The 19,106-nt window shown below is 60.5% G+C and carries 17 protein-coding genes; 3 read left to right on the top strand and 14 right to left on the bottom strand.

Going from position 1 to position 19,106, the window contains the following annotated elements:
- Positions 1-105: 105 nt before the first annotated feature.
- From HK23_RS11625 to ubiA, 9 genes are all read right to left on the bottom strand, one after another.
- On the bottom strand, positions 106-642 hold the full coding sequence (locus HK23_RS11625) for a Spy/CpxP family protein refolding chaperone (RefSeq protein WP_063907413.1): 537 nt from the start codon (positions 640-642) through the stop codon (positions 106-108).
- Between the two features lie 104 nt (positions 643-746).
- Complete coding sequence (locus tag HK23_RS14590) at positions 747-917, bottom strand: hypothetical protein (protein ID WP_156508092.1); 171 nt, start codon at positions 915-917, stop codon at positions 747-749.
- Positions 918-1,077: 160 nt separating this feature from the next.
- Positions 1,078-1,827, bottom strand: a complete 750-nt coding sequence (locus tag HK23_RS11620) for an ATP12 family chaperone protein (protein ID WP_086654095.1) — start codon at positions 1,825-1,827, stop codon at positions 1,078-1,080.
- Complete coding sequence (locus HK23_RS11615) at positions 1,824-4,004, bottom strand: AsmA family protein (protein ID WP_086654094.1); 2,181 nt, start codon at positions 4,002-4,004, stop codon at positions 1,824-1,826. Before HK23_RS11615 ends, HK23_RS11620 begins: the two co-directional genes overlap by 4 nt.
- 31 nt (positions 4,005-4,035) lie before the next feature.
- Positions 4,036-5,019: an RluA family pseudouridine synthase gene (locus HK23_RS11610; RefSeq protein ID WP_063907410.1), complete on the bottom strand. Its 984-nt coding sequence runs from the start codon at positions 5,017-5,019 to the stop codon at positions 4,036-4,038.
- Positions 5,020-5,029: 10 nt separating this feature from the next.
- Positions 5,030-6,409, bottom strand: a complete 1,380-nt coding sequence (locus tag HK23_RS11605; RefSeq protein ID WP_086654093.1) for a replication-associated recombination protein A — start codon at positions 6,407-6,409, stop codon at positions 5,030-5,032.
- A 103-nt stretch (positions 6,410-6,512) separates the two neighbouring features.
- Entirely contained in the window at positions 6,513-7,193 is a 681-nt protein-coding gene (locus tag HK23_RS11600; RefSeq protein ID WP_256940171.1) for a LolA family protein, read from the bottom strand.
- Between the two features lie 114 nt (positions 7,194-7,307).
- Positions 7,308-8,264 (bottom strand): iron exporter MbfA, encoded by a 957-nt coding sequence (gene mbfA / locus HK23_RS11595; RefSeq protein ID WP_086654091.1) that lies wholly within the window; start codon positions 8,262-8,264, stop codon positions 7,308-7,310.
- Between the two features lie 216 nt (positions 8,265-8,480).
- Complete coding sequence (gene ubiA, locus HK23_RS11590; protein WP_086654090.1) at positions 8,481-9,398, bottom strand: 4-hydroxybenzoate octaprenyltransferase; 918 nt, start codon at positions 9,396-9,398, stop codon at positions 8,481-8,483.
- 177 nt (positions 9,399-9,575) lie between these two features.
- Here ubiA and HK23_RS11585 point away from each other — a divergent pair, with 177 nt between their 5' ends.
- On the top strand, positions 9,576-10,334 hold the full coding sequence (locus HK23_RS11585; RefSeq protein ID WP_086654089.1) for a 16S rRNA (uracil(1498)-N(3))-methyltransferase: 759 nt from the start codon (positions 9,576-9,578) through the stop codon (positions 10,332-10,334).
- 72 nt (positions 10,335-10,406) lie between these two features.
- A complete protein-coding gene (locus tag HK23_RS11580) occupies positions 10,407-11,834 on the top strand; it encodes a glutamate--cysteine ligase (RefSeq protein WP_086654088.1) in 1,428 nt (475 codons plus the stop codon).
- A 64-nt stretch (positions 11,835-11,898) separates the two neighbouring features.
- Here HK23_RS11580 and HK23_RS11575 read toward each other — a convergent pair whose 3' ends face one another.
- The gene (locus HK23_RS11575; RefSeq protein WP_086654087.1) at positions 11,899-13,308 is read right to left on the bottom strand and encodes an MFS transporter; all 1,410 of its coding nucleotides are present in this window, start codon (positions 13,306-13,308) and stop codon (positions 11,899-11,901) included.
- A gap of 313 nt (positions 13,309-13,621) precedes the next feature.
- On the opposite strand from HK23_RS11575, the gene HK23_RS11570 reads away from it, so the two are divergent.
- Positions 13,622-14,965, top strand: a complete 1,344-nt coding sequence (locus tag HK23_RS11570) for a GntT/GntP/DsdX family permease (protein WP_063907403.1) — start codon at positions 13,622-13,624, stop codon at positions 14,963-14,965.
- A 54-nt stretch (positions 14,966-15,019) separates the two neighbouring features.
- Here the strand turns inward: HK23_RS11570 and der are convergent, their stop codons facing one another.
- The 4 genes from der to HK23_RS11550 form a co-directional block, all read right to left on the bottom strand.
- Entirely contained in the window at positions 15,020-16,462 is a 1,443-nt protein-coding gene (gene der, locus HK23_RS11565) for a ribosome biogenesis GTPase Der (protein ID WP_179193894.1), read from the bottom strand.
- Between the two features lie 13 nt (positions 16,463-16,475).
- Positions 16,476-17,873, bottom strand: a complete 1,398-nt coding sequence (locus HK23_RS11560) for a PQQ-binding-like beta-propeller repeat protein (RefSeq protein ID WP_063907402.1) — start codon at positions 17,871-17,873, stop codon at positions 16,476-16,478.
- A 6-nt stretch (positions 17,874-17,879) separates the two neighbouring features.
- Positions 17,880-18,572, bottom strand: coding sequence for a hypothetical protein (locus HK23_RS11555; RefSeq protein ID WP_086654085.1), 693 nt, complete (start codon positions 18,570-18,572; stop codon positions 17,880-17,882).
- Between the two features lie 123 nt (positions 18,573-18,695).
- Positions 18,696-19,088: a hypothetical protein gene (locus HK23_RS11550; RefSeq protein WP_086654084.1), complete on the bottom strand. Its 393-nt coding sequence runs from the start codon at positions 19,086-19,088 to the stop codon at positions 18,696-18,698.
- Positions 19,089-19,106 lie beyond the last annotated feature (18 nt).

The raw sequence follows: 19,106 nt of genomic DNA, 5'->3' as shown, positions 1-19,106 counted from the left end.
CCCAAAAGGTGACGCGCCACTGCGCGAACACTCGCGGAGTGGCGGTCCTGATTTGTGAGAGGGAGTTACAACCCCGCTCTCACCGAGTCAAGAAACGTCTGTTTTTTACTTGTCAGACGCCGGCGGGGCCGGGTGTTCAACTTCGCGCAGCTGTTCCATCAGATCATGGATTTTAGCCTGACGGGCCTTAACCTGAGCCAGCTGGTCTGCCGTCAGCACATCATGGATGCGGGAGGCAACTTCCAGATGGCGCGCCTCAGCCTGCGCACGCAGGGTGGCCTGCTGCTGCTGCAGAGTCGCAATCTTGTCTTTATCAACCGGGCCCGGGGTCGTCAGGATATCCTGAATCTGCTGATGAATTTTGGAGGATTCATCACGCATATCGTCCGCATGGTCCTGATCGTGGGCTTCACGCAGGATGGTGTCGATCTTCTTGCGCTGCTGCTTGGTCAGGTCCAGCCCTTCCAGCATGCTCATGCCACCACCGTGGCCACCCGGCATGCAGGCACCCGGACCACCGGGGCCACCAGGACCGCCCGGCGGCGGGAAACCACCCTTACCGGGGTGGGCGTGGGCAGGCAGCGCGGCGACAGAGAGGCCAATAACCGCTGCTGCGGCAAGGAAACCGTTTCTGTAATTCATGGGCTCTTACAACTCCTGAAAAATTCTATGTCCTGATAAATACTTGGCGATCATTCCTGCGGACGCAAGATGTGTCACCACAGTGTCATCAGGGAGCTTTTGTCTCAGCTCATGGAATAGATGATGACCAGAACCGGAATCAGTCCCAGCAAAAACCATGATCCCATGGCACAGGTTGCAACTGCATGGGCAACGCGCCCCTGCAACCGTGCGCGTGAACCGGGACCTGACAGAACCTGACGCCGAGGTTCTCCACCTGTCGATTCATATCGCATCTGAATGCTCCTCATCGGGTGACATGACCTTGTCTTCAGGCTGAGAGAACGCGCTCGTTCATCAGTCTGTAAGGTCATGTCTGGAAGCAGACCGGGGCAAATTCATGGCATGTCAGTGTCGATCAACACACAAAACACGCTCCCGTGTGGACAGGCAGAATCAGCCTTTCCGCAGGAGCGCTAAAAACTGAGCCGCATCCGTCACGTCACGCAGCCGGGTGGCAATGCGGTCCGTCACGTCGGTATCCTCACCCCAGATTGCCATCTGTTCCCGCTCATCCAGCGTGGCACAGGCCACCAGCTCTTCCGGCTCCCCCTGCCCTTTCACCAGAGCGAGGCCCAGATACAGGCTGCCCAATGCAGGTACAGCCACGCCCAGCACCGCCAGCTCTGCATCGGAAAGAGACTCGAGCAGAGCGCGCAGGGTCTTCATTGTGGCCTCGGGCTGGATGATGGGCATCACCCCTTCCGTCGTCCGCAGCTCCATGCCGAATGTGTCCTGACACCAGTCCAGCCAGGGTCCCCACAGTTCGCGCTGCCGCCGCGCCAGCCTTGAATTTCCAGCCTCGCGGTAACACAGCAAGTCACTATGCGCATAAGCCAGCAGACTATCGACCACGCCAGCCCGTGCGCCGGGAATACGCTCCAGCATGGAGCCGGCTATGCGGGTCAGCGGCAGATCTTCCGGGCGGAAATGGCCACCAACCGTCAGGCCAGCCGCCTGCCATTCTGCTGCCAGCGCCTCTGCCAAAGCACGGGAGGACACAGACAGCATGGTGCGTTCCGGCAGCCGGACCGGCCTGCCGTCCAGCTGCACGGCAAAGCCCTCCTGTTCGGGCACGACAGTCGCCTGCTTCCAGAACCGTTTGCGGGCTCCGGCGGGGGCTGGTTTTTTCTCCAGATCGCTCATTTAAACAGCCCCAGTCCGCGCAACATGTTCATCACCTTTCCGTCTTTTCCAGCTTTGGGGGCAGACGGTGCGGGACCTGCGCCCCCTTCCCGTGCAGCAGAGAGCAACGCGGGGCAATTATCGTTCCCGCCATCATCTCCACCAATATTGAGGCCATAGCGGCCGCCATAAGACGGCTCCATCTTCGGCACAGGCGCGGCAAACGTGCCCGTCACCCGCAGGTCAGAGGCAGCAGACGCCCCGCCAAGCAGGACACGCGGCGAGAGATGCAGGTCCAGCGCGTGTGTGCCTAACCCCACCGTGCCGTGGCCATGCAGGGAAAGGAATGGCGTTTCCATGGCCAGCAGATCAACCTGCGCTGCACCATCAGCAAGCTGCATATGCGTGCCAAAACACCGCACGGGCATTTTGCCTTTCAGCGGAATATCCGGTCCGAGCAAGTTACGAAGTGCCGCACCACCAATAGAACCATCCACAACAGACGCACCGATATGCCCGGCCAGCGTGCGCCGGCGGGTCTCATCATCATCTCCCTGCATGCTAACGGTGCCGACAAGCATCAGCGGCCCCTGCATCAGAGAAGGCGCACCCATCCAGCCCTGCACGGCAGCAACCGGCAGAACAACCGGATGCATCGCAATCTCGTAGGCGGGGGTGTTACCAGATGCATCGTAAACAAACCGGGCGGACTGCGCGGTGCCGGAACCGTCTGCCTGCACAGGGTCCGCCACCAGTCGGCCGCCCTGCACCACAACGTGGCTGGTAAGCTGAGTCCATGTCAGGTCGCGCCAGGCAACGTGCGGCGTTTCCACATTGGCGTTCAACGTCAGTCCGCGGATCAGGTCCTGCGGTGCATGCTTTTTCACCAACGCCAGCGTGGAAGCCGTTTCCACATGACCATCCACCTTGACGTCTTCTGCCGTCGGGAAAATGCCGCCGGGAGCCAACTGATCCAGCACGCCATGCACATCCACGGAGGAGTGCCCGCCACCCAGCGTTCCCGCCAGTTTCAGATTGGACGCGCCGTCCACAAGGGTCAGGTCCACAGGCGTTTCAGTTTTTTCGGGCGCCAGTGCGAGGGCTGTCATCTGCGCCAGTGTGCCGAGCGTGCCGCGTAGCCCCAGAGCCTGCGCTCCAAGCTGCCCGTCAATCTGCACAGCCAGAGGCTCATCAGGCTTTGTGGCATCCAGCATCGCGCGGCTCAGCTTGCTGCCGGGCACAAAGCGGCCCAGTTCAACCTGCCCTGTATGCACATGGAGGCCTTGTGCCACCGGCTGCTCGCCAGCACCGGCAATCTGCGCATCGACAGAAATATTCTGTCCGTCCGGCAGATCAGCGCGGGGGAAGAACTGCTCCAGATCCCGCAACTGCCCCAGCGAACCGCCGACCTGCAACGCATAAGCGCGTGCGCCGTCCGGGTCCGTTACCGTGCCATCCAGATGCGCCAGCCCGGCGGGATGACCGGCAATGTTAAGAGCGAGCTTGAACTGCACAGGGAAATCTTTGGCGCGCACCGGCAAGAGGCGACCTGTCTGGCCGGTCAGAACAAACTGGCCTTTGCCTTTCTCACCCTGCACATCAAAGCTGGGGGTGGCCCCATCCAGATCCTTTGCCTGAATATGCCCAAAATTGATCTGGCCGGTTTTGTGCCGAATCTGATCGTCCCACTGCACGTCCGCTTTGGAAATACGGACGGTGGACACACTGACATCCCAATGCATCTTGCCGGAAGACGGGCTGCCCCCTCCGGTATCCGGATGCACAGGCGGCGTGAAGACCCAGTCCGCTCGCCCATCTGGCAGACGCCGCAGAGAGACGCGGGGCTGAATGATGCTGACGTCATTAAACACAATGCGATGCTGGAACAGCGGCAGCAGCCCAAGGCGAGCACGGACTTCCCCTGCATCCACCATATTCGGCGCAGACTGCCCGGTCCCGGCGGCATCAGCCTCTTCCACGCCGGAAAGATGCACGCCACGGGCTTCCACCCACGGGAACGGCAGGAGCCACACATGCAGCTGATCAACCGTCAGATGGCGGCCTGTCTGTTCTTCCACAGCGGCAACCAGCCGCACGCGCAGCCAGTTTGCATCCTGCATGGCGGAGACAACGCTGCCCCCGCCGACCAGCAGCACAGCAACCCCGGCTACCAGAGCGATCTTCCATTTCAGCCGCATTGGCTTTCCTCCTGCGTTCCAGAAGTCGCTGTTATCCGCCGCGACGAGACGGCTTGGGCGTAGCCCCCGGCGCAAACCCCAGAGAACGGAAGGTCTCACGCATATGCGGCGGGAGTTCGGCAGTCACAGTCAGCCGCCCCCCTGCCGGGTGTGGCATATCCAGCTGCCGGGCATGCAGATGCAGCTGGTCCGTAAAGCCATCCACATGCGCGGTGGCCCCACCATATTTCGGGTCGCCCAGAATGGGGGTGCCGAGCGATTCACAATGCACACGCAGCTGATGCGTCCGCCCGGTGAGCGGAGACAGCGCCAGCCATGAGAATTTGCGGGCGGCCGAATCCACAACCTCATAGGTCGTGCGGGCATACTGGCCGTCCGGGTCCTTACGGTCCGCTGCCACCATGATGGCATTAGCCCCCACACCAAGGCGCGCCAGAGGCTGGTCAATCTCGCCCGCCATCGGGTCAGGCCGACCGACCACAACAGCCCAGTAGGTCTTTTTCACATCCCGCCCACGGAAGGCTTCCGCCAGCTTGGCCGCCACACCGGGGGTGCGGGCCAGCAGCAGCAGACCGGACGTATCCCGGTCAATCCGATGCACAAGACGCGGGCGCGGATCATCCGGCTCGGCCCGCAGGCCATCCAGCATCATGTCCACATGTTTGGTAATGCCGGGGCCACCCTGCACCGGCAGGCCTGCGGGTTTGTTCAGAACAATCACCTGCTTGTCCTGATATAGCACCATGCCCTTGATCTCGCGCACCAGCCGCTCATCCAGCGGGCGAGGGGCATCCTTTGCCGGTCTGGCCGCCATGGGGATGGGCGGCACGCGCACGGACTGGCCCGGTTGCAGGCGGGTAGAGGCCTCAACGCGTTTGCCATCCACCCGAATCTGGCCAGTACGGCACAGCTTTTGCAGCGCGCCCTGCGTCAGATGCGGGTAATGGCGACGAAAATAGCGATCAAGGCGAATATCCGCCTCGTCCTCGCTGACAGTCAGAATCACAACACTCATGCGACGATATTCACGACTGACGCCGATCCCGCAAGCGGGCCCATGTTTCCAGACGGTGGCGGATCTCCCGCTCAAACCCTTTTCCGGTCGGATTATAGAAGGTCTGACGCTTCATCTCGTCCGGAAAATAATTCTGCCCGGAGAAGCCTTCTTCCGTATCATGATCATACTGATAGCCCTTTCCGTAGCCGATTTCCTGCATCAGCTTGGTGGGCGCGTTCAGAATATGCGCGGGGGGCATCAGGCTGCCGGTGGCCTTTGCGGCACGTCGAGCCGCCCCGTAGGCTTTATAAACACCATTGGATTTAGGCGCCGTAGCCAGATGCACCACAAGCTGCGCCAGAGCCAGTTCGCCCTCCGGTGAGCCAAGGCGTTCGTAAGTTTCCCACGCGGCAATCGCCAGCGGGAGGGCATGCGGGTCGGCCATTCCAACATCTTCCGCAGCAAAGCGCGTCATACGGCGCGCAAGGTAACGCGGGTCCTCCCCGCCTTCCAGCATCCGGGCAAACCAGTACAGGGCCGCATCCGGGTCTGAACCGCGCATAGATTTATGCAGGCCGGAAATCAGGTTGTAATGCTCTTCCCGGTCCCGGTCATACAGCACAGCGCGCTTGGCCAGCAGACGGGCCAGCGCCTGCGCATCCAATGGCGTATCGGTTTTCAGGCTGAGAATCTGCTCAACCATGTTCAGCAGATAACGGCCATCCCCATCCGCCATGGCGCGGAGGGTCGCCCGACCTTCTTCCGTCAGTGGCAGCGGTCGGCCTGTTTCTTCCTCCGCCCGCGCCAGCAGGGCTTCCTCCGCCGGGTCATCCAGACGGTTCAGCACCATCACCTGACAGCGGGACAGCAAAGCCGAATTGAGCGCGAAGGACGGATTTTCCGTGGTCGCCCCAACCAGCACAATGGTGCCGTCTTCCACTACAGGCAGAAAACCGTCCTGCTGGGCACGGTTAAAGCGATGGATTTCATCCACAAACAGCAGCGTGCCACCACCGGCTTCTGCCTGCCTGCGGGCGTTCTCAAAGGCTTTCTTCAGGTCTGCAACGCCGGAAAATACAGCGGAAAGCTGCACAAACCGCAGCCCCGCGGCCTGAGCCAGCAGGCGTGCAATGGTCGTTTTGCCGACACCGGGACCGCCCCAGAGAATCAGACTAGCGAGAGAGCCCCGCTCCAGCATCCGCGTCAGCGTGCCATCCGGCCCCAGCAGATGCCCCTGCCCGACCACATCTTCCAGCCGGTTTGGCCGCAACCTGTCCGCCAGAGGCTGATTAGGCGCAGGCCGCCCTGCATGCGCGGCAGACGGCTCACGGTCCGGCGGCGGAGCCTGATTACCAAAAAGATCCCCACCCGGAGCCATGTCCGAAGGTGCTGTGCGCCGTGCCGCCATACCTGCCTGTCCTGAAGAAATACTATCCCTAATATCGGGCTGCCGTGCCTGTTTTGCCACCTCTGCGCTCAGAAGAAAGTCCGGCAGCCCCGCCTGCGCTGTTTTATTCCGGCTGCGCTGGCAGCGTGAAGGTACCTGCGGGAATGGTAATTCCGCTCTTCACATCAAACAGGGTCACGCGCGTCTCGCGCCCCTGCGCATCCACCACGCTCCATGACCGCAGCGCCACCGGATTATCATAAAACACCAGTGTCAGGCTGCCATCGCCGGGGGAAGAGGTGCGCACAACCGTAACCTGCACCAGCCCGCCCTCATGCTGGAAGCCGGTAATGGTGACATCATTCGCCAGACTGACATGCTGCCGCAGCAGCAACCCCAGCGGCGTGCGCTCCATGGGGATAACGGTGGTCTGATCAAGCTGGTTATCCCGGAACACCACTTTGCCCTGATTAGCCACCAGCAGCAGCGGCGTTGGCGGATCATACGCCAGTCGCATCTGGCCGGGGCGCTGCATCAAAACAACGCCGGTAGTGCGTTTTCCGTCCGCATCCAGCTGCTGCATATGCGCCTGAAAGGTGGTGACGCTGTTGAGGGCCTTTTCAATCTTCCCAAGCCAGACCTTGTCCGACGCGGAAAGCGTGATGCCTTGCGGTGCATCGGCCTGCGGGGCGGTCTGAGCCGCCACCTGCGCCATGGCCGGAGTGACAGGAGCCACAGCGCTCACACCACCCCCTACAGAAAGAGCCAGACAGAGGGCTGAAAATTTGCCGGAACGTGATGTCATACGCGCTGTCATTCCCATTGGTGACCATAAGCCGCCAGCAAACACCTTGCCCGGGCCTTTATTATGGCAGGCGCAGTATGCCACCAGCCGCAGCGGGATAACAGAGGACGGTGCTCAGGAACTGCCGATCAGCACCCCGGCCAGAAAAACCAGCGCTCCGCCAAACACAATCTGCACAATGGCCGAGCCAAAGGGCGTGTCCTGATAGCGCCACCGGATCCATGAGATCAGGAACAGCTCAATCACCACCACGGCAATAGCCACCGTCATAGCTGCGCTGAAGGAGTCAATCAGGAACGGCAGGGTATGACCAATACCACCCGCCATGGTCATAGCCCCGCACACCAGCCCCCGGATGAGCGGCTTGCCGCGCCCGGACAACGCGCCATCATCAGAAAGCGCTTCCGCGAACCCCATGGAGATCCCGGCCCCCAAAGAGGCCGCCAGCCCGACCAGAAATGCGCTGTGCGGGTCATGCGTGGCAAAGGCTGCGGCGAAAACCGGGGCGAGTGTGGAGACAGAGCCGTCCATCAGCCCCACAAGACCGGGCTGCACAATCTGGAGCACAAAGCGCCGCCGGGCGTTTTCGTCTTCATCATCCCGCTTGTCGTCCGTCAGATGGCGAGAGGCCATATCACTGGCGGCACGCCCATGCTGATCTTCTGCTGTTGCGAGGTCACCCAGCAGTTTGCGGGTTTCAGCATCGTTGGTGCGGAGGGCTGCCTGACGGTAAAAGCGGGCCGCATCGCGCTCCATGTCCTCCGCGTAGCGCCGCACGACCTCAATACCCTGCCCCTGAATTTGCCAGGCAGGCTTACGCGGCATGAACCCGGCAATATCCTGCCGACGAATGAGAGGAATATGATCCCCAAAACGCCGGACATAGACATCAATCAGATGCCGCCTGTGGTCATCTTCCTCATGCACCATATCCGCGAAGATTTTCGCGGTATCAGGGTAGTTTTCCTGCAAGGCATAGGAAAAGTCCGCATAGATGCGGCCGTCCTCTTCCTCATTGGAAATGGCCAGAGCAAGAATTTCCTGTTCAGTCAGGGCTGTAAATTTACGCATCTGCCCCGCATATACATTTTCAGGATAAGTCTCAATTTATTCTTACATAATGAGAATATTTCTCATTTTCAGAACAACTGTGCCAATGACTTTCCTATAAAACAGAAAAGAGCGGGGTCATAACCTGACCTAGCCCCATTCATTACTGTCCCGACAGAAAGATTATGTTCTCTCTTGATGCTGCCAGCTTAACAAACACAACGCCGGCAGCTGCTTTTAAAAGGCGACCAAACCCGCCAGCAGCGCCAGCGCCACCGCAAAACCAATTTCCCGGTTGGCACGGAACTGCGCCAGACACAAAGCGGGGTCGGCTGGATTAACCCCCACAACCTGCCGCCACAGCAGAAAGACCGGCAGCAACAAGACCGGCCAGAAAAGAATGTCCACACCAGCAAGCAGTGCCGCCACCGCCAGCAACACCACCATCAGCACGTAACAGGTGCCAATAAAAGCCCGTGCCCGCCCGGCCATGAGGCGTGATGTGGATTTCACACCAATGCGGGCGTCATCTTCCATATCCTGAAAGCCGTAGATGGTATCAAACCCCAGCTGCCAGACGATGGTTGCCGCATACAGCGCCAGCTGTGCGAGGGAGAGATGGCCTGCCGCAGCCGCGTAGCCCAGCGGCGCCCCGAACCCGAAGGTAAAGCCCATCACAAGCTGCGGCCACCATGTAAACCGCTTGGCTAGCGGATACAGGGCCACCAGCACCAGCGAGGACGCCCCGAGAATCTGAGAAAGCCCGTTCAGTTGCAGCAGGATGGACAGACCAATCGCCAGCAGGATAGCCAGAAACAGCACAGCATGCCGCATCCGCAGAGCACCGGAGGCCAGCGGGCGGCCAGCCGTGCGGGCCACCTGCCGGTCAATATCACGGTCCCACATGTCATTCACCACGCAGCCCGCTGCCCGCATGACAAGACTGCCAATGCCAAACAGCACAATCAGCCGCACACGCTCCGCAACGGGCACGCCCTGCGGCAGCAGAATCCCCCAGATACCCGGCAAAAACAGCAGCCATGTGCCAATAGGCCGGTCCAGCCGCGCCAGCAGAGCATAAGGGCGCAGGGCCGGAGGCAGGCGGGCAATCCAGCCCGTGACCCGGATGTCGGTATGACCGGAAGAAGCTGACACGATACAGGCGGTCCTTTAACCAAACACAGCAGTGCCGGGGGTATGCCATAAATTACCCTCTGGCATGAACCTCTTTGCGCAGAACGGCATTACCGCCTAAACAACCATATCACTGCGAGAACGATCCGCCGGACCGTGTCTCCCTTCCCGTTCCAACCTGCCTGATCGCTGAATGCCATGAGTTCGCCCGAGCATCTTCCCCGTCTTTTTGTGCCGCAGGACGCCGCAGATGGCCCGGCGGAAGCTGGCACGTCCTGCCTGCTCAGCCCGGCACAGGCGCGCTATCTGGGCACGGTGATGCGCAAAAAGGCCGGGGATTCCGTTCGCGTCTTCAATGCAGACATGGGTGAATGGCTGGCCAGTCTGGGCGAGATTCGCAAGGATCGCGGCAGCCTGACACTCACGGAACGTCTGCGCCCTCCCAGCCAGCAACCGGACCTTGTTCTCGCCTTCGCGCTGCTCAAGCGCGACGCAACGGATATGGTCCTGCGCATGGGCACGGAACTGGGGGTAACGCGCTTCCTGCCCCTCATCACCGAACGCACCAACACCCACCGCACCAACCCGGAACGGCTGGCGACCATCGCCACCGAAGCCTCCGAACAGTGTGAGCGGCTGGATATCCCCACCATTGCCGAGCCCTGCCCGCTGGCCAGCCTTCTGGGCGCATGGCCTGAGGATGCACGCCTGTTTACGGCTATGGAACGGGCTGAAGACCGGGGTGTTTCCCTCCACCACACCCTGCGGGATGCCCGTGCGGGAGATGGCCTGCTGATTGGCCCGGAAGGCGGCTTTTCCGATGCGGAATGCCGCACCCTCCTTGCACGTCCTGCCATTATCCCCATTTCTCTGGGGCCGCTGGTTTTGCGGGCTGATACCGCAGTTGCCGCAGGACTGGCGCTTATGGGCGACGGCTTGCGCTCTGCTCAGGATTAGTCAGAATACCTTTACCTTCGTTCTGGCCCGCGTCCTGCAGCCGGGCTGTTTTTCAAGGAACAGTGATTTCTAATGTCTCACGCCGATGCCCACGACGACACACCCGTTCGCTCAGTTTCTCAGCTGGCTGAGGTTTTTGCCAAAGGGTGCAAGCCCCGCGACTCATGGCGCATTGGCACAGAGCATGAAAAATTTGGCTGGGTGCGGCCGGAAGCTGCTGCCAACGGTTCCAGCCCGCAGGCTGGCCGCCCGGCCTACGCCACACCACCCTACAGCCCGGCAGGCATTGAAGATCTGCTGAATGGCCTGCAGGAAGTGGAGCCGGATGACTGGGAACCCATTCTGGATGAAGGCAAGATTATTGGCCTGAAGGGCATTGAAGACGCCAAAGGCGCAGGCATTTCTCTGGAGCCTGCCGGGCAGTTCGAGCTCTCTGGTGCGCCGCTGCAAACGCTGCATGAAACCGCGGAAGAGCTGGACAGACATTATGAGTCCGTGCGCCCGCTGGCCCGCAAGCTGGGTCTGGGGTTCAGCCCGCTGGGCTTCCACCCGACCGCCACGCGGGAAGATCTGCCGTGGATGCCCAAATCCCGCTACGCCATCATGCGCAACTATATGCCCAAGGTCGGCAAGCTCGGGCTGGACATGATGCAGCGCACCTGCACCGTGCAGGTTAATCTGGATTTCGGGTCCGAGCAGGATATGGTCCGCAAGATGCAGGTCGCCCTCGCCCTGCAGCCGGTGGCCACCGCTCTGTTCGCCAACTCCCCGTTCTTTGAGGGCAAGCCGAACAACTACCTCTCCAACCGCGCCCGCATCTGGACGGATACGGACAACGCCCGCTCTGGCATGCCAGCCTGCGTGTTTGAAAAAGACTTTGGCTTTGAACGCTATGCGGAATGGGTGCTGGATGTGCCCATGTATTTCATCATGCGTGATGGCAAGATGCGGGATGTCTCTGGCCGCTCCTTCCGCGCCTGGATGAACGGAGACCGTCAGGACGGTCTGGAAGACGTCACCCCCACGCTGGCCGACTTTGAAAACCACATCTCCACCGCCTTCCCGGATGTGCGCCTCAAGCAGTTTCTGGAAATGCGCGGGGCCGATGCAGGCTCAGCAGAAATGATGCTCGCCCAGTCTGCCCTGTGGGTTGGCCTGCTTTATGACGATGCTGCTCTTGAATCCGCCTATGAACTGGTGTGTGACCGCCCGTGGGAAGATTACGTCAAGCTGCGCTCTCTCGTGCCGTCTCAGGCGCTGAATACGCCGTGGGGCCAGGGCACCGTGCGGGATCTGGCTGCACAGGTCATCGGTATTGCCATGGATGGCCTTCAGGCCCGTGGCTTTGTGGATGAGAATGAGCGGGAAGAATGGGCCTATCTCGCCCCGCTGACCGCCATGGCTGCCGGCGGCCCCACGCAGGCCGAACGCTGGCTGGAGCGCTATTACGGCGCATGGAGCGGCGATGTGACCCGCATTTTTGGTGAAAGCGAGATCTGATCCCGCTTCCATTTTTCGGGCTGGCCGCTCCCCGCGTGCCAGCCCTTTTTTTATCTGTTTTCTCTCAGGCCTTTTTTGCGATCTTCTTTCTTGCCAGCAGTCGGCTTGAACTCAGCAACGCCGCAAAGGCCGCTACACAGCTGGCCATAAGCAGGCATTTCAGCGCCGCCCCGTGTGCAAACAGGGAGAAAAAGGCCGCAACCCCCATCGCCCCACACGTCTGCCCGGCCTGACGCGCGACCTGCACCATCCCGCTGGCGCCCCCGGCCCGCGCATGGGACGCCGAGACCATCATGGCGCGGTTATTGGGCGGCTGAAACAAGCCAAAACCACACCCGGCCAGCCATGTCCGCCAGACGATATCAAAGGCGGTGGGATGAGCGGGCATCATCCACAACAGGAAAAACCCTGTCGCCGTCATCAGCAGGCCGATGGATGAAAGCACACCAGCGGACACCGTATCCGCCAGCCGCCGCACCAGTGGCGCTGCGGACATAATGCCGATTGGCCATGGCGTAATCAGCAGGCCCGTCGCAGCCGGGCTCATCCCCAGCACATCATGCAGCGTAAACGGCATGGAAATGATGTAGAAATTGGAGGCCACAAAGCCGCAAAAGCCCGTCATGAAGGCAATGGCAAAATCCGGCTTCGCCAGCATATCAACCGGCAGAATAGGCTGCGGCAGTCCGCTTTCCCGCTGAATCAGCAACAGACCGGACAGTAACCCGACACCAATCAGAACACAGGACAGCAATATGCCGGACTGATGCGCCAGCCCGTCCCCGCCCATTACCAGCGCGCCAAAGGCCAGCATGCACAAGACGCTGCCGGTAATATCCGGGCGGGACGTGCTGCGTGGCGTTACTGGCAGAGCACGAAAGGCCATGAACAGGGCCGCAGCGCCCAGCGGCAAATTGACCCAGAACAACCACGGCCAGGATGCTACTGTCAGAATAGCCGCCGCCGCCGTTGGCCCAAGGGCCACACCCATAGCGACCACAACGCCATTCAGCGCAATGCCCTTCCCAATTTCTGCATGCGGATAAATGTAACGGACCAGCGCAATATTCACGCTCAGAATACAGGCCCCACCAACCCCTTGCAGCACACGGGCCGCAGCCAGCGCAGGGAGGGTCGTGGCCATCGCACACAGCACGGAAGACCCCATGAACAGGATGATCCCGAACTGGCACATGCGGGAAAACCCGACTTTGCTCCCCAGCGCCGCCAGAGGCAGCAGAGAAACCAGACTAGCCAGCTGATACGCATTCACCACCCAGATGGACGCTGATGACGACGCGTGCAGATCCCGCGCAATGTCAGGCAGGGCCACATTGGCAATGGCATAATCCAGCAAGGCCATCAGCACGGAGAGGGAAACCGCCAGCATGGCCCATGTCCGGGCGGGGCCAAACAGACCATCGGCACTTTTTGTCTGGGGGGATTTGCCTGCTGTTTGCGCAAGTTCATTCATCAGCCTGGTCGTTCCTTTTCTGATACGTAACGTCTTGCGCCGGGGGGCTTCTGTGCCATCCTGAGCCTTAAAGGGAAAGACCAAACAGGCTGCGGCAGTCTTTATAAGAGCCTCACCACGCGGCAGGCTGCCTGAGAAGCACACGCGATTGTGCTTCCATATGAAATATTACTTATTCGTTTTTCAAATAAAGAAAATCTCTTTTTCTTGATTGGTTTAGGGTTTTCTACCCCTGCTTCTGTCAGGAAGTGGCTCCGTAACGCCCCAAGCAAATGGTTGACATTCGCGCCGCGTCCCGCTCCATCCTCAGCAGATGACGCCTTTTCTTGCCTCTGGCCTGACAGCCGCCGCCATCGTCCTGCTCATGCTCCTGATCGGCGTGGTGCGCCTCAACCCCTTCGTCACGCTTTTTATCGTGTCCGTCGGGCTGGCTCTGGCCACAGGCATGCCAACCGAGCAGGCCATTGCCTCCTTTGAAAACGGCATGGGTCATGTGCTGGGTCATGTGGCCGGAGTTGTGGCCCTTGGCACCATGCTGGGGAAAATTCTGGCCGAAACAGGCGGCGCGGATCAGATCGCCCTGACCATCTCCCGCATTGCCGGAAAAAAGCGGCTGAACTGGGCCATGATGGTCATTGGCCTGCTGGTCGGACTGCCGGTGTTTTTTGAGGTCGGGTTTGTGCTGCTCATCCCGCTGGTCATCATCCTGTCCCGCCGGAATAATCTGCCCCTGCCTGTGCTGGCCTTCCCGATGGCAGCAGCCCTTTCTGTCACGCACGCCATGGTGCCGCCGCACCCGGCCACCTTGCTGGCCATTACCGCCTACCATGCGGATACAGCCCGCACACTGTTCTGGGGCATTGTGATTGGCACGCCCATCGCAGCGCTCGCCGGGCCAGTTTACACCTGGTACATAGCGCCACGCATTGGCACGCTGGCCCCCACTGCGCTGGAAGCCCAGTTTACCGGGCAGATTGAGCACGAAAAGCTACCCTCTTTTGCTCTCTCCTGTGCAACCCTGCTAATGCCCGTTGTCCTGATGCTGGGTGGCGCGCTGGCAGAACTCCTCTGGCCGGCCACAGCCCTGCCCTACCGGGTTCTGCATTTTCTGGGCAACACAGACATTGCCCTGCTGGTGGCCACTCTGATGTCCTTCTGGCTGATGGGCAGCCTGAGCGGCCTGTCGCGTGAGACCATTCTCCGCTTCAGCAACGAGTGCCTTGCGCCCACAGCCACCATCATGCTGCTGATTGGCGCCGGCGGCGGCTTCGGGCGGGAGCTGATTGACAGCGGACTTTCTGCCTCCATCACCAATCTGGCGCTTGGAGCCCATGTGCCGCTGCTGGTTCTGGCCTGGATGCTGGCGCTGCTGGTCCGCATCGCCACCGGGTCCGCCACCGTCGCCACCACCACCGCCTCCGGCATTGTCGGCCCTATTCTGGCAACCTCACATTCTGTCTCGCCCGAACTGCTGGTGCTGGTTACCGGAGCAGGTTCCGTGGGACTGAGCCTGATGAACGATGCCGGGTTCTGGCAGATGAAGGAATATCTGGGCATGAACCTCTCCCAGACCCTGCGCAGCTGGACCATGATCGAAACGCTGATTGCCGTGCTCGGCCTGCTGATCTGCCTGCCTCTGTCCTGGGTCATTCATTAAGGCAAAAGAAAAGGGCTTCATGTTGCCATGAAGCCCTTTTGAGCAAACCCAGCTTTATGATCTGGATTTGGTATTATAGGGGTTTTTCGTGCCCCGTGTTTGCAGACGGATCGGCACGCCCGGCAGATTAAATGTCTCACGCAGCCCGTTGACCAGATAGCGCTTGTAGTCTTCCGGGGTCTGCTCGGCACGGGTGCCAAAAATCACGAACGTCGGCGGACGAGACTTCACCTGCGTCATGTAACGCAGCTTCAGGCGGCGGCCTTCCACCAGTGGGGCGGCATGGCGTTCCAGAGCATCCTCAAACCAGCGGTTCAGCTCACCGGTCGGCACACGTGCATTCCACACGGCACAAGCCTCACGGACAGCAGGCAGAAGCCTATGAATGGATGCGCCTGTCAGGGCAGAGAACGTCACCACCGGCACACCGCGCATCTGCGCCAGAGAAATGCTCAGACGGTCCAAAATAGCCTGACGCGTGGCATTTCTGTCTTCCACCGCATCCCATTTGTTCAGCGCCAGAACACAGGCACGGCCTTCGCGCTCAATCAGGCGGGCAATCTGCAAATCCTGCTCATGCACACCCAGCGTGGCATCCAGAACCAGCACCGCCACTTCCGCCATTTTCAGGGCTTCGATGGAGGCTGAGACCGACATTTTTTCCAGAGCTTCATCAATCCGCGCTTTACGACGCAGACCGGCCGTATCCACCACCTCAAACACGTCGCCTTCATCATGCAGCGTCACCGCCACAGAATCGCGCGTCAGGCCGGGTTCGGGGCCGGTAATCATCCGCTCTTCACCCAGCAGGGCGTTCAGAAGGGTTGATTTCCCCGCATTGGGGCGACCCACAATGGCAATACGGATCGGGCCGGGCGGCCGGGCCGGGAGAACGATTTCCGCATCCGGGTCCAGTGCTTCCGCATCAGCCTCAAATGCGTCCTCGTCTTCCTCAAACTCGACTTCCGGTTCCGGCGGCAGATGTTCGACAATTTCGCCCATCAGGTCGGACAGGCCTTCGCCATGCTCGGCAGAAACCGCAACCGGTTCACCAAGCCCCAGAGAATAGGCTTCCATAGCCGAAGCCGCACCGCCACGCCCTTCGGCCTTGTTCGCCACGAGCATAACCGGACGGCCCTGCTTGCGCACCCAGGCCGCAAAATGCTCATCCGCGGGCGTAATACCGGCACGGGCATCAATGCAGAACAGGACGAGCACAGCCTCGCGCACAGCACTTTCCGAAGAGGCACGCATACGGCCAAACAGGCTGTTCGGAGCGGCTTCTTCCAGGCCGGCCGTATCTACCAGACGGATGGTGCGTCCGCGCAGCAGGGCAAGGCCTTCTTTACGGTCACGCGTAACACCGGGGGTATCTGCCACCAGCGCCTGACGACGGCCGACAAGGCGGTTAAACAGTGTTGATTTCCCCACATTCGGGCGACCAACAATGGCCACCAGAGGGAGATCAGCAGAAGGTACAGGCGCAACAGGCCGCATGGGCCGCCGGCGATCAGCCATAAGAGCGAAGCTTTCCGTCGTTGGTGACAATCAGCATCTGCTCATCAACAACAATTGGGGGAACAAAAGAAACCTGATCCGTGGAATCCACGGAAATGATGGCACCGGTCGTCGGGTTGACGCGTGCAATACCGTTGCCCGGCATGGTGCTGACGCACACAAGCTGGCCACCGGCCATGACCGGACCAATCCATGTCACAATATTTTTGCTGACATCAACGCGCTCAAAGCGGCGCAGCTGCGTGATCCAGCGCACATGTCCGGAGAGACGGTCGATACAGGCCAGCTGGTCATCCTGAGACAGCACGTAGAGCCAGTCACCCACGCACAGCAGGCTGTTCTGGCTCCCAACGGCACGCTCCCACAGGCGGCGACCTGTACGGATATCGACCGCAGCGAGAACCTGCGCCATGCTGACAGCATAAACGGTGCTGTCCACCACCACGGGCAGACCGCGCACACAGGTGAGGTTCAGCGTGCTCGCCTGACTGCCGACGTTGCCGAGCATATCGCTCCACACAACCTCGCCACTTTCTGCACGGAAGGCTACAAGATCGCCCCCGCCAAAGCCGGCGACCACAACACCATTCACCACAGCCGGAGCAGGCTGGCCGAACACGGTCGTATCCGCTGCTGTCGCCGTATAGGACCACAGCTGATTGCCGGTTGCAGCATCCAGCGCAAACAGGCGCTCATCAATGGTGGCAAAGAAGACGCGGCCATCTGCGATGGTCGGAGCAGAGCGGCCCGGCGTTCCAAAGTCGGAACGCCATTTCACCTTACCTGTCGCCGCATTAACAGCCAGCGCCTGAGAAATACCGTCCACAATATAGACAGTATCCCCCTCCACACCGATGCCGCCGCCAACATTGCTGGACTGGAGCTTTTTCGGTTTGGGGTTGATGGTCCACAAATGCGACATATGCGGCCAGCTAAAGGCCCGCACAACGCAGCGCGCGTCCATAATGAACAGTCGCCCGTTATGCACCACCGGCGGAGACTGGATCAGCCCGCGGCCGAAATCCCCCAAAGCAGCCCATGCCAGAAGATCAGGTTCGGAAATGCCGGCCCCGATATCTTTCGTCCAGCGCGGATGCAGGCCGCCCCAGCGATAGTTGCTCCCGACATGCGACGTTACGCGCCCCACCAGCGGCCAGTCTGAAACAGAAATCGCTTCCGGCAGGGTAATGGCCGTATGGTCTTCCTTATCGACCGTCAGGCCAGCGCCGGAAGACAGCACATTCGTGCGGTGGCCCGCCAGAATGGGTTTTTCATCTTCATCAAACAGGCTGCAACCTGCCAGCACGGGCATCATGGCGGCCCCGGCCAGTAATTTTCTGCGCGCTACAGACGGACGACCAAAAAAACCGGAACGTGTTTTGTTACTCATGGTGCCTTACCCTGCCGACGGATCAAGAGCCTGGGACAGCGCCTGAGCCCTGTTCCGCACGCCCGAAGGAACGTCCTGCGCCGCGGCGAGCACGGCAAATTTCTTACGGGCGTCATCCAGATGCCCTTCACGAATATCCAGCGTCGCCAGAGCTTCTGTCGCCAGACCATTCCATGCCTTACCGCTACCGGTCAGCAGGGAAAGACGGGACCGCAGCGTTGCCGGGTCTCCCGCATCAAGCTGTTTCTGGCACCACAGAAGCGTCGCCAGATCCCGCAGAACTGGGTCCGCACTCTGGTCCGTCTGCACGGCATCCCATGCTGCAAGTGCTGCTTTCACATCACCATGCGCAGCCTGCACGCCGCCTTCCTGCAGGCGCGCAAGAGTTGCAACGCCTTTCGGTCCGGTGGCGACAAGCTTCTGCAGGGCAGCAAGACCGGTCTGGGCGGTTTCCCCCAGCGGTGTCTGTGTTGTGGAAGCAGGCGGAAGGTGGTCTGTCTCACGCAGGGCCGTCAGATAAGACCCCGTTGCCCCGAGAGACGCAGACTTCAGGCTGGACAGGTGCCAGGACCATGCGCCTGCCCCAATCACGACGGCGGCAATGACCCCCAGTCCCAATCCGGCATAACGGCGAGCAGTCTGACGCAGGCGTTCAGCCTTCAATTCGTCATCAACTTCCTTGAAAACATCTTCTGCCACGTCTGGCTGGTCCCGTTCTGACTATGATGCGTGTGTAATCGGCACTTCTGCCCTATGCACACACATCATACAAGTCACCTGCGAGAAAGACACCCCTTATCATACGCGGCAGAAGGAGGCGCTTTAGTGCGCGCCACCGCCGAATTTTGCGCTGGCTGCTTTCAGGAAGGCCGTCAGATGCACAAAATTCCCGGCAATCCGCTTCTGCACCACAGCGCTGCCTTCATGAATATGCGCGATTTTCTCACGCGCTTCATTACTGATGGCGGTCTCTTCCTTGTTGGCGGTGCGCGCCACACAGGTGTTGTATGCCCGGGCGGCCTTTTCATACGCCGTCACCTTGTCCACGCTGGCATTGTACCGCTCAACGGAAGACACATCGACAGACGGTGCCGTGGGCTCTGCCCCACATGCAGGGGCACCCCATGCGCCGGTTGCTGCCTGAGCGGCCCCGGAGTCTGCCAGGGCAACGCCCGCCAGCAGACCACCCAAAACCAGAAAAAAACCTTTCCTCATTCCCAATTTCCCTGTCCT

Origin of the sequence: Acetobacter malorum, from assembly GCF_002153605.1 — a bacterium.
GTDB classification, from domain to species: domain Bacteria; phylum Pseudomonadota; class Alphaproteobacteria; order Acetobacterales; family Acetobacteraceae; genus Acetobacter; species Acetobacter malorum_A.
Note: the sequence above shows the minus strand (reverse complement) of the source record. Positions and strands in the feature narration are given on the sequence as shown.